This window comes from Novipirellula artificiosorum, from assembly GCF_007860135.1.
GTDB classification, from domain to species: domain Bacteria; phylum Planctomycetota; class Planctomycetia; order Pirellulales; family Pirellulaceae; genus Novipirellula_A; species Novipirellula_A artificiosorum.
Map to the genome: position 1 here is coordinate 303,780 of NZ_SJPV01000005.1, position 12,127 is coordinate 315,906.

Sequence of the window (12,127 nt, forward strand, 5' to 3'; positions counted from 1 at the left end):
AAATGAAGTCTTTTCTGATCGCTTTGGCCATCACGCTTGGCGCTGCAGCCAACGCGATGGCTCAAACACCCAAGCAGATCTTGTTTGTCGTCGGTCCTAGCTCGCACCCCCCAGGATCGCACGAGGTGGCAGCCGGAGCCCGGCTGATGGCTCATTGCGTTGAAAATGCAGAGAATGTTTCTGCGTTGCATGCGACCGTGGTGGAAGGATGGCCCAAGGACGAATCGTTGCTCGATTCTGCCGACAGTGTGGTCTTCATCGGTGACACGTTTCCGCCCCAACGATTGCCCGATACCGAGGCGATTCTTGCCAAGCTCGATCAGATGATGCGCCGCGGGTGTGGCATCGCTTGCATCCACTACGCGACCGGATTGCTCGGTAAGGATGTCGCCGCCGATGGCGAGCATCCCCTGTTGCACTGGATGGGTGGCTACTTTGCGAACAACACCTGCCCTCACCACCAAGGCATCGCCAAGATTTTCCAGGCTGCGACGATCACTCCCGCAACCCCCACCCATCCCATTTCGCGAGGCTGGTCGGAATTTACGATTCACGACGAACCCTACATCAAAAACTACTTCGGCAAGAACGACAATCAACTTGCCGCGAATGTGACCGCCTTAGCCACGTCGATGCTGCCACCCGAAAAGCCTGAACGAGAAATCGTGGCATGGTGCGTCGAGCGTGAACCGGCAACGGGCGGTGGACGTGGATTCGCGATTGTGATGCCGCACTTCTACAAGAATTGGAGCGACGAGGACCTTCGCCGTTTGATCCTCAACGCCATCGTCTGGACCGCAAACCGAGAAGTGCCACCGATCGGCGTGCGTGGCCAGCTACCGAATTTAGCCACCTTCGAACCGGTCTCGGTCGAAGTTTCCAGCCGCTAAGCAGACGATTCGATTTCCAAGAAAGGGAAGACCATGAAAGCGGAACTTGTCTACGACGCGAAGGCTGAGTTAGCCGAGGGGCCGATATGGTATGCGAATCGCCTGTGGTGGGTCAGCATTTTGTCGGGCCAGCTTCATTGCTTGGATGTCTCCACAGGAATCAACCAGACTCGCGTGCTGGGGGATTTCGTCGGGGCCGCAGCACCGACCCAAGATGGCCGATGGTTGGTGGCACGACGCGACGACATCATCGCGCTCGATTGGAATAGCGGCAAATCGGAGCTTCTCTGCAAACTTGATTTCGGTCCTCGCAATCTTCGGTTTAACGACGGCAAGTGTGACCCCACAGGCCGATTCTACGTTGGCACCCTGAGTCTCGATGGCGAGGCAAACGCCGGGGCGTTCTATCGGGTTGATAGAGACGGCTGCGTCACCGAAGTGCTGTCACGCGTGACCATTTCCAATGGCTTGGCGTGGTCCGCGGATGCAACAAGGCTCTACTACATCGACTCACCGACGCAGCGGGTCGATTTGCTTGACGTCGACATTCCCAGCGGCAATGTTTCAAACCGTCGCCCCTTTGTGGAAATCCCATCCGCACAAGGGACACCCGATGGGATGGCAATGGACGTCGATGGCAATCTATGGGTGGCGCTATGGGGCGGTCACGCCGTCCACTGCTATGATGGACGATCGGGAATGCAGCTGCACCGAGTCGAAGTACCGGCCGCGCAAGTCACGTCATGTTGTTTCGGCGGAGCCGACCTGGATAGGCTCTACATCACGACTGCCAAGGAAGGCCTCGATCAGGCGGCCATTGAGAAGCACCCCCATAGCGGAAGTCTGTTTCGCTGCGATGTCGGCGTTCGGGGCGTTCCGCCTGACCCCTTTCATTAGCCCCCCCTTTCATTAGCCCCCCCTTTCATTAGCCCCCCCTTTCATTAGCCCCCGTGTGGTCGCGTCCGCTGTCTTCACTCGAGACCCGGCATGGCTGGATAGCGCCACTTTGGAGCGGAAACGTTGCAAAGACAAGCACGAATCGCGAGCGGGTGCGTTTTGACGTCAGTGATTCACTCGCTTGCGCTTCGTGCTTGTAGGAAGAGGAAAGTGCGCTGTCCGCGTAGGCGAAATCAGCGTTTCAAACGGCACCGTTTCCAAGCAGGGGAAACGAGTTCTCGCTATACTCGAGGGCTTCCATCGACTCCGTCATTTGCCTTTTGACATCACGAGGACACGATCATGAGTTTGGTAGCCACCGGCGTGCGCTGGTCTTTGACGTTCTTCACGCTATTCGTCGCACTCACGCTTGTACCCCCGTCTGCGGGTGCGGATCGGCCTAACGTGATCGTGATGCTTTGCGATGACATCCGCTATGACGCACTGTCGTGCGCAGGGCACCCCTATTTAAAAACGCCCAACATCGATCGCTTGGCGGACCAGGGCCTATACTTCGAGAACATGTTCTGCACCACCAGTCTTTGCTCGCCAAGTCGAGCATCGATTTTGAGCGGTCTTTACGCACACGCCCATGGCGTGACCAACAATTTCACCGAGTACCCGGAACAACTCGCAAGTTTTCCGCTTCGCTTGCAAGACGAAGGCTACGAAACGGCCTACATCGGCAAGTGGCACATGGGCGAGCAAAATGACCAGCCACGTCCCGGCTTTGACTACTTTGTCACCCACAAGGGTCAAGGCAAGTACTTCGATACCGAATTCAATATCAACGGCAACGGAGCGAAGGTCGTCCCCGGATACTACACCACTGTCGTGACCGACATGGCATTGGATTGGCTTGACAAGCAGAAACGCGACAATCCGTTCATGCTGATGATCGGCCAAAAGGCACCTCATAGCTTCTATCTGCCCGAAGAAAAATACGAACATGCGTTTGACGACGTCGAAGTCAACTATCCCCATTCGTCATTCCATTTGCAGGACAAGCCCAAATGGATGCAACAACGACTGATGACGTGGCACGGGATCTACGGACCGCTTTTTGATTGGCGTAAGGAATTCCCCAACGATAAAGCCAGCGGGGTGGTCGATTTTGCCAACATGGTTCGGGCTTATTGGGGCACGATTCTTTCCGTGGACGATTCGGTCGGGCGACTCCTCGCCTACTTGACCGAGACGCAGCAACTTGACAACACCGTCTTTGTCTTCATGGGCGACAATGGACTGCTTGAAGGCGAAAATGGGATGGTGGATAAAAGGACCGCACATGAACCGAGTGTCCGCGTTCCCATGCTGATTCGATACCCCGCATTGACCCCCGACGGCCCCAAGCGGGTTAAAGGGCAAGTGCTAACCCTTGATGTTGCCCCAACCCTGCTCGATCTCTGTGGAGCCAAACCGCTTGAGAACATCCAGGGCAAATCCATCCGATTGCTGCTGGAGCATCCCGACCAATGGCGAACGTCGTGGTTCTATCACTACAACTATGAAAAACAGTTTCCCTTCACACCGAATGTGCGTGCGATCCGAACCGACCGTTGGAAGTACATTCGCTATCCTCACGGCGATGGCAAACCGGATCGCCACATGGCGGAACTGTACGATTTGAATCAAGACCCATCCGAACGGGTCAATCTGAGCCAACAACCTGAGCACGCTGAAGTTGTACAGCAGCTTGCTGCTGAGCTAGACAAGCTGATGCAAGCTGCCGGGATTGAACAGGACACGATGCCACTCGACGAAGGCATCGGCAGCGAATTGCCAGACGAATCGATCCGTTAATCGACCCTTGGATTTCACACTTCAGCGTAGGTTGGTACACGGGGGCACGCTGAATGCGTGAAATCCAGCCCTCATTCCGAGGCAACCAGATCGAGGTCGATCTCGGCGAGGCTTGTAAACGCCTTGCCGTTCACCTCTTCGCTGGCGATCAGCTTCAGGTAACGAAAGGTGTGTGGCTCATCAAAGGCTACGACCTTCATCGCCGCGTCGTTCGGCCACGTGCCTGCGGCAACTTGCTGCCAGTGTTTTGCATCGCTGCTGACCAAGACCTCGAATCCTTTGATCCGACCGTTGTCTTGAACGCGTCGTGGCCACGCACGGATGCCGGCCACGGTGATTGGCTTGTGCAGATCAAGCATCAACCAATGCGGCAACGCCTCGGGCGATGGACTCCATGCGGTATGCCACATCGTCGATGCATCGCCGTCGATCAGCATTTCAGGGCCGTAACCAGCTTGGTGACTATCCACGGAGATCGTGGGAAAGAGCTTCTCGAGCGGGCTGAGCTCGCGAAATAGCTCCCGTACTTGATCGGCCGTCACCTCCTCGGCCGGCTGAAACTCATCTCCGTTGACGTAGCCCATCAGCGAAGCACGCATTTGCTTCGCCACCGGGCGGTGGTCAAGGTCGTTTTGCAAATCCATGGAGCAGACCAACAACTTGCCGCCTTCGACCTTGGCCTCAAACGCCAAGCCCAGTCGCTGGGGGGCGAACCAATCGGGAACGACTTGAATCATCGGCCTGAGCGAGTCGGGAAGCGAATCCATCTCCATCGTGGCAGCCCCGTGGATCAGCTCCCACCACTGCCAATCGCTATGAGACTCGGTCGGGAACCTCGCCAGTGCCGGGTGCGCCGGGTCGCAGAGGACGCCGAGTGTTTGGGGGGCTTGGCCGCCGGTCCAGGCGGTGTTCCAGAAGATGGACGAAAACCCAAGCTCCACGTCTGTCTTTACGGTACGAGGATTCGCCAATAAGACCACCTTGCCGCCATGGCGGAGGTGCGACGTCGCTTCCTCATCCAATGCATGCACGACCAAGACTTCCTCGGCATTGGACGCATCGACTTGTTCCGAATAGACCCAAATATTCCAGTCGTTGGCAATGGGACCGTCCGGTGTATCGATCGTGACCTCCAAATTCAAGTTCGCCGCCTCTTTGCATTCGGAAAGTAACACCTCAATCCGCCCGAGTTGACGAAGACCGGCTGCCTGGATCGTTTGCGGAGCCAGGGAACCCGATGCGACCGTCTTTCCTTCGGCGGTAATGGTCCATCGGACCTCGGCGTTCACGAGAGTCTCAGGGCCATAGTGCGAAACTTCCAGATCAGCCGTGAACGTTTCGTCTGTTCGCCAGGTACGTTTTTGCATCCGAGCCAGCGGCACGATCGGGCCACAGAACCGGCGGAATTGCTCCGGCGTCAGGTAGGGTTTCGAGTCCCAAAAGGGGTCAAGCATTCCGACCAATGCCGTTCCTTGACCGGGGAAATCTCGCATATCCAGTAGCTGAAACCCGCCAAACGTCGCCGTTCGCAATGCGGACTCGATTTCCTCTTTGTAACACAGCACCTGCAATTTCCCCGAGGCCATCAGGAACGCTTCGGCCTGATCGAGCATCTTCGCTTCGTCCAAGAAATCACGGAACACTTCAAAGTTACGAAGCTTGAGCGATCCGCCGTACTTCTTCATCTCATCGAAGTTCGGGTAGACACACCATTGTCCAATCTCGTGACTGACCACCGGCGCCTGATACCTCGAAACAAAGTCTTGGTAATCCGTGATCGTTTCCGGTTGCTTGGCATTGATGCGACTGCTCAGCCCTTCGCCCCACTGTTGAATTCGAGGGGACGGCGTTACATGGTATTGATTCTCGTCGATACTCGGCCATCCCGACCCACTGGTGAATAACCTGCGGTCATCACGCATTTTGTATTCGGTCACCCAGGGTCCAAGGAACTTGCCTCCGCGCTCCGCACCGGCGGGTTCGTTGCCCGAGGCAAGCAGTAGAAACGAGGGATGATTCCCATACTCTGAAAGAACTCGCTCGGTTTCGCGGTAGAGCCAAGTGTCAATCGGTTCGCCGACACCTAACTTGGTACTGGCGTTAGGCCAAGTCGAACACTCCACTTGAAAATAGAACCCAAGTTCATCCGCCGCCACGAATGCGGCTTTAGGCGGACACCAAGAATGGAACCGCAAGTGATTCAATCCATGTTCTTTACAGATGCGAATGATCCGCGTCCACGAATCGAGATCGGTTGGCGGGTAACCAGTCAAAGGAAAGATGCAACATTCCAGTGAACCACGCAAAAAGATCGGTTTGCCATTGAGCACCAATTGACGATTCGCGGTTTCAATGCTGCGGACGCCAAAGGTATCCTCGTAAACGTCCTGGGTCGACTCGATCGTCGCGGTGAAGTGGCAAAGGGAAGGGGAAAACTCGTCCCAACGTCGGGGCGTTTCGGTGAACTGCAATTCGCCGTCAAACGAAGACGTTCCGACCGCAAGGTCGATCGAGAAAACACGTTCTCCGAGCACCCGATCGTCCTGAGCAACCTTCACCGAAATCGTTTCGTTTCGACGTTGCTCGGTTGCATTGACCAGATCGATCTTCAGCCGAACCGACCGCCCCTGTTTGCTTGGAAAGATCTGCGTCTTTTCAATCGCCACCTTGGGTTCGGCACGTAGTTCGATTGCCCCGACGATGCCATGCCAAGCGGTTTGTGTGTGATCACTCACGCTGTGCGAATTCAACCCCACGTCGATCGCATTCAAGCTGTTGTTCACTCCAAGGGTCAGCGTGTGCTCGCCGGGCGCTAGATGATCGGAAAGATCAAACCGGTGCGGCGTTCCGAGCGAATCGCCCTGACCGACTTGTTGGCCGTCCACGAAAAGGGTCGTCATCCAGTGGGGACGCTCGAGTTCGAGGAGAATACGCTTGCCGTTCCATGCAGCGGGAACGTCCACCGACCGGCGGTACCAAGCCGTGCCGACGAAGTGTCTTTCGGGTTGCCACCAAAACGGCATCTTGAAGTGATCTCGATCGCGGTACCGAGCGTATTTTGGCTGATTCCAAAGCTCCGTCTTCACACCGCCGATCCATTGGGTATCGGGGCCAACCGGATCCCCCAGACCCTGGTCACGCAACGTCCCGGGAAGCGTAACGGGTTGAAAATCGTCGGATGGATCAACGTCCCCGGGATCAACCGTCCCTTCATGATCCAGCAGGACTTGCCATTGGCCCGAAAGATCCATGGCGGGCTCCGAGGCTCGTGAACAGGGTTGGGTGCCGAGCATGCAAGCGCCGAGCATCGCCAGCAAGCAGAATCGGGATCGCATAGGATTGGTCATGTTAAGTCACTCGTTCGTTTCTGGACGGGAGGGGAGGGAGGAATGGAAGGACTAGGAAATGATTTCGCGTTCAATCTGTTCCAAGGATTTGCCTTTGGTTTCCGGTAGCTTCCAAAAGATCACAAAGAATCCCAGCAAACAAACGGCACCGTACAACCAGAAGGTGCCATGAACGCCAAGGGCTTGGTTCAGTAGCGGGTAGGAAAACGTCAGCGCCGTGCAAGCCAGCCAAAGACTGAAAACGGAAACGGCTACTGCGGCACCCCGAATACGATTGGGAAAGATTTCGGAGATCACGACCCAGGTCACCGGAGCCAAGGACATCGCATAGCAAGCGATGGCGCTGACCACCAAGACCAACATGAACACGCCACGGGTCTCGCTGTAGTAGGATGCCCCGAGGATCGCATAAATGATCGCCAACCCGCCGCTGCCAAGCAACATCAGCCCGCGGCGGCCGAATTTGTCGACGGTAAAAATGGCAACAAAGGTGAACACCAAGTTGACGATGCCCGTGATCACGATATTGAACATGATCGCGCCGACACCATAACCCGCTGCGGCGAAAATCTCTTGTGCGTAGTTAAAGATCACATTGATCCCGCACCATTGTTGAAAGACGGCCAAGAAAACGCCCAAAGCGAGAATCTTCAACACCTTCGATTCCAACAAATCACTGTAGTGGACCTGCGAGATCTCCTCTTGGCCGAGCGTCTGCTGGATGTCATCGACTTCGGCTTTCGCATACGCCTCGCCACCGACTTTTGCGAGCACTCCGCGGGCTCGGTCATTTTGCCCATCTTTGATCAGCCAGCGTGGACTCTCGGGGACAAAGAACATCAACAAAAAGAACGCAGCGGCAGGAACCGTTTCTGCCGCAAACATCCAACGCCAACCATCGGTTCCGTTCCACGATTGACGAATCATTTCGACCGTTGCATTGTCGGAAACCTCCTGGGCGATCATCATATTGACAAGTTGTGCCGCCAGAATCCCCACCACAATCGTCAACTGATTGATCGAGACAAAACGACCACGCGTGGCGGCCGGAGAAATCTCGGCGATGTACATCGGCGAAAGATTCGAAGCCAAGCCGATACCTCCACCGCCAATCAGCCGAAAAAGATTGAACCATGTGAAGTCGCTTGAAAGCGCGGTGCCAATCGCTGAAAGCGTGAACAAGAAACCGGATAAAATCAGCAATCGTTTGCGCCCCAGTCGATCCGCCAGGATTCCCGAAACGACCGCACCCACCAGGCAACCGACCAACGCACTGCTCATCGCCCAACCTTGCAGTAGCGGCGAATCCGATATTTCAAAATACGGTTCGTAAAACGGCTTCGCACCACCGATCACGACCCAGTCGTATCCAAACAGCAATCCCCCCATGGCTGCGACAAAGCAGATGAGCCCTAGGAATCGCATATTGTATTGATCGCTGAGTGGCCCCGAGTCGGTGGTTGGCTTGGATTTGGCATCAGCTGGTTCGTAGGGATTGATTTCGGACAAGGCTAGGTTTTCCGGTGAAAGGTCGATTCTGCGTCTTCAGGACTTTCAAACATGTCCGACAAGTTTATGATGAACGGTCGCTCCGATGTGGGCAGGTTCACTTTGCAAGACCATTCCAAACTGCTCGCTCGCAGAGTGCCACTCGGCCATGCCCAACAAACCGAGTGCCATCATGTAGTGGCAATGAACCCGATGGGACTGATCCAAATCGGCATCGAAGACCAAGAAATCAGGCAGCGATACGGCGAAGTAGTCTATCGCAGCCTTATCGTCTAGGTGCTGCTTGCCGTAATCAACCAGCCGCTCAAAACAAAACCTCGCTTGATCCACGTTGCCAAGCTTGGCATGTGCTAATCCTTGATAGTAGATCATGTCGGGTGGTTGGTCGTTGTAGAACATCGCGGACGTGGGTTCGCTCAATCCATCGCTTGCCCGAAGGAACGATTCGCGGGCCACAGTTCGATTGCCGATGGCTTCGTAGGCACAACCGAGTAAGTAATGCACGTTGTTTTCTCGCGTCCCCGCCAACTTGCCTTCACCGAGGTTCTCGGGCCACTCCATGGCTTGCCGTAACAACTCAATTGCGGCGGCAGGATCGTCGTGAGCCATCCTTTCGCTGGCTAATTGAGTCAAGGCAACCACATATTGCGTCGGCACCTTGCCCTCGCCCCCCTCCCAGGGATGAAAGTGCCGCGACCGCAGCAGATCGAGCGCCATCTGATGCTCGCCAAGGAGGTTGTGTAGCGTGCAGCGTTGCAAATACAAATCGTCGCGGAGAGCAACCTGCTGCGGATACTTCAACAAACGCTCGAGCCGCTTGGCCGGCGGATGCCCAAGGCGGCCTGCCAATTGGTCAAGTTCAAATAGGACGCGTGCATCATCCGAATCGAGTTCGAACGCCCGGCTCATGGATTCCCATGCCGTTGTCGCGTCGCCCTTTTGGTTAAAACTGGCGAGCGACAGGTTACGCCACACGGTCGGGAAACTCGGATTCCAAGCGCGAGACTTCTGCCAGCACGCAATCGCATCATCGTATTGACGAGCAGCGTACCAAAGATTCCCTAGCTGGTAGGCGGCGACCGGATCACCACCGTCTCGCTCGATTGCCGATTGAAGCACCACGATATCTTCAAGCTTATTGGCAAAAAACAGGTCACCCGACCCACGTTGCTGTCCCAACCGTCGTTGCAACGTCGCTTCCTGGGTTCGGCCGAGCTTTTCCAGGTAGTAGCCGAGGTGGTAATGCACCATCGACGCCGTGGATTCGATTCGCGAGAGCAAATGCTCAAGCACCAACACGGCGCGATCGTAGGCACCGAATGCCGCGTAATCAATGGCAAGCTCGATGGCGGTGTTTTGGTCGTCACGCGTCCGTTGGTCGTAAACATCGAAGCGACCATGATGGATGGCTTGCTCGAAAAGGCTTCCGAAATTGAATGAATTCTGATCGAGTGCGTTGTCGACCCGATTGCTAAAGTGGGAGTGGTCTCTAACGAGATAGCAATCGAGATGAACGGCTTGGAGGTGGTCATCGCCGCATTCACCGCACAGGCGTCTTGCTGAAGCAAGACGGCCTCGTCGAACATCCATTCGCGCCAATTGAAAAGAAGCGGCCGGCCGCCAAGCCGCATTCCATGTCGCCTTGGCTAACACATCGTAGGCCTCTGCAAATCGCTCAAGCATGATAAGCGACAATCCCAGGTTGTAGAGCGGCTCGCCGTCGTACGGATTCGGGTTGTGTCGAGTCATGCGCTCGATCGAGCGTTCGAAATAGGGGAGTGACTCCGCGAATTGACCACAGCGGTAGAGCAATTTCCCTTTGGCATTATTGCAACGGGCATCACCCGGGTCACGCCGCAGCGCTTCGTCGTAATAATCCATCGCACGGCGAGTCGCGTGACGGTACTGCTCGATATGCTGACCTGCCAAGAAGAGCGCCTCGGTCGTGTCGACTTTCTCAGGTAAATCGATCGCCTTGGCAGGTTCCGGAATGTCATGCGGCAATTCACTCGGTGGGGTCCATGCAACCCACTCGATCCCCTCGGAACTGAGTACCCGAACGGTCAGATCGTGTGAGGCATCATCGGGACCGACCTCAAAAACCTGCTCAAAGTAGCTTTTTGGAGTCGCGGCAAACGTCGCTTCCCCAATCGTTTTCTCCTCGGACTCCAAAATCAATTTCGCGTGTTCGTCACATCCAGTGGTGTAAACGCGAACCTTGGCTCGTCCAGCGGCGACATCCATTCCGACAGCAGCATGAATCGTCGCGTTCCCAATCACTCCAACGCCCTTGTAGGGCATGAAGTACTGTGAAAACGATTTTTGCTCGCCTGGCATCAGCCAACTGAAATCGGGCTGGTTGTCCGTGTAGACACCGCACATCAATTCGATGTACGGACCATCGTCATCCGTCAAATGGCGGTCCCAGGCTTGACCAAAATCGCCGGTTCCCCATGTCCATTGTTTCTTGCCAGGACTGACATGGTGGTCACAAACGTGTAGCAACCCCGCACGTCGGCGCGAATCATAGCTGCCGACGAAATCATAGTCGCTTTTGTAGGCCATGTAGGATGTTGGCACCGGGATGTTCCGATAGCGTGAAATATCCGTGCCCGGTTGTTCCGGGCTGCCGTCGACACCTTGGGAATAGTCGATCTTGTAATAGGTTCCGGTCGCGATGGGAAAAGTCGACACGTCTCGCTTGCCATGATCCATCACCGCCCCGACGTCAGGCGGAAAGATCGATTGGTGGTGGTCGTCGACCGCAATCGCCGGGTTCGCCCACCACAAAAACGTTTGTGGCTGGGTCGTGCGGTTATACAAACGGGCTTTGATTTCCAAATAGGCGTGATCGGGGTACAACGTCACGCCATGCCGGCTTTCGGTGCGGTGCATACGGTCGATTTCGTGACACCACAACGTACACGAACCGTCGTCACCGTTTTCAATCGTAAAATCGACCGGACCGTAAGTGTTGGGCCGATGATGCTGAGGCCAATTGAACTCGATGCCACCGCTGATCCAAGGTCCAGCAAGACCGACGAGCGCCGGCTTGATCACTCGGTTGTAGTAAACAAAATGGTAGTCATTCGTTTTGTCGAGGGCCATCTGAATGCGACCGCCAAGTTCCGGCAACACCATGATCTGCAGGAACTCATTCTCCAAAAACACCGCCTGCCAAACCTGATCATGCTTTTCGTCTTCGATCTTGGCGACCACCGGCAACGGATAGACCGCACCGCTGGAGCCCTGGTAGACACGTTTTTCCAAGAACATCGGATTGGGATCCGGATCCCCAATCCCGTAGGTGGGAATCGTGATGCTCTCTTGCCAGGCTCGAACAGTGGATTGCGGGTTCATCGTATGAGGTATCGGAACCGTTTGACTTGGGAACAGGGGTTGACTTGGAAACAGGGATTGACTTGGAAACAGGGGAACGAAGGCGAAGCCACGGGGCCACCGTGCGAATCGCCAGAGCAACGGGATGGCCTATTTTATGCGATTCCTTGCGCCGACACATTTCATTCTTGCGTGAATAAGTTTCATTTTTGCCGCAGACGGACTTACGCCGGATCGACCCGGGCCCTCGCCGGACTACAATCGACGACACCCATGGAATTGCGACATTCCTTGGTTCGCGTG

Annotated in this window: 6 protein-coding genes; 3 read left to right on the top strand and 3 right to left on the bottom strand. The window is 55.6% G+C overall.

What is annotated here, in order from left to right:
* Positions 1-2 precede the first annotated feature (2 nt).
* The 3 genes from Poly41_RS15930 (at position 3) to Poly41_RS15940 (ending at position 3,629) form a co-directional block, all read left to right on the top strand.
* Positions 3-890 (top strand): ThuA domain-containing protein, encoded by an 888-nt coding sequence (locus Poly41_RS15930; RefSeq protein WP_146527565.1) that lies wholly within the window; start codon positions 3-5, stop codon positions 888-890.
* Positions 891-923: 33 nt separating this feature from the next.
* Complete coding sequence (locus Poly41_RS15935) at positions 924-1,787, top strand: SMP-30/gluconolactonase/LRE family protein (protein WP_146527567.1); 864 nt, start codon at positions 924-926, stop codon at positions 1,785-1,787.
* Between the two features lie 342 nt (positions 1,788-2,129).
* The gene (locus tag Poly41_RS15940) at positions 2,130-3,629 is read left to right on the top strand and encodes a sulfatase family protein (RefSeq protein ID WP_146527568.1); all 1,500 of its coding nucleotides are present in this window, start codon (positions 2,130-2,132) and stop codon (positions 3,627-3,629) included.
* Between the two features lie 71 nt (positions 3,630-3,700).
* Here Poly41_RS15940 and Poly41_RS15945 read toward each other — a convergent pair whose 3' ends face one another.
* The 3 genes from Poly41_RS15945 to Poly41_RS15955 form a co-directional block, all read right to left on the bottom strand.
* A complete protein-coding gene (locus Poly41_RS15945; RefSeq protein ID WP_231615691.1) occupies positions 3,701-6,964 on the bottom strand; it encodes a discoidin domain-containing protein in 3,264 nt (1,087 codons plus the stop codon).
* Between the two features lie 63 nt (positions 6,965-7,027).
* Complete coding sequence (locus Poly41_RS15950; RefSeq protein ID WP_231615692.1) at positions 7,028-8,485, bottom strand: sugar porter family MFS transporter; 1,458 nt, start codon at positions 8,483-8,485, stop codon at positions 7,028-7,030.
* A 45-nt stretch (positions 8,486-8,530) separates the two neighbouring features.
* Entirely contained in the window at positions 8,531-11,845 is a 3,315-nt protein-coding gene (locus tag Poly41_RS15955; RefSeq protein ID WP_231615693.1) for a DUF5107 domain-containing protein, read from the bottom strand.
* Positions 11,846-12,127: the final 282 nt, after the last annotated feature.

What these genes read in the sequence shown, in the direction of transcription:
- Poly41_RS15930 (WP_146527565.1), top strand. Translation starts at nt 3, where the DNA reads ATGAAGTCTTTTCTGATCGCTTTGGCCATCACGCTTGGCGCTGCAGCC.
- Poly41_RS15935 (WP_146527567.1), top strand. Translation starts at nt 924, where the DNA reads ATGAAAGCGGAACTTGTCTACGACGCGAAGGCTGAGTTAGCCGAGGGG.
- Poly41_RS15940 (WP_146527568.1), top strand. Translation starts at nt 2,130, where the DNA reads ATGAGTTTGGTAGCCACCGGCGTGCGCTGGTCTTTGACGTTCTTCACG.
- Poly41_RS15945 (WP_231615691.1), bottom strand. Translation starts at nt 6,964, where the DNA reads ATGCGATCCCGATTCTGCTTGCTGGCGATGCTCGGCGCTTGCATGCTC.
- Poly41_RS15955 (WP_231615693.1), bottom strand. Translation starts at nt 11,845, where the DNA reads ATGAACCCGCAATCCACTGTTCGAGCCTGGCAAGAGAGCATCACGATT.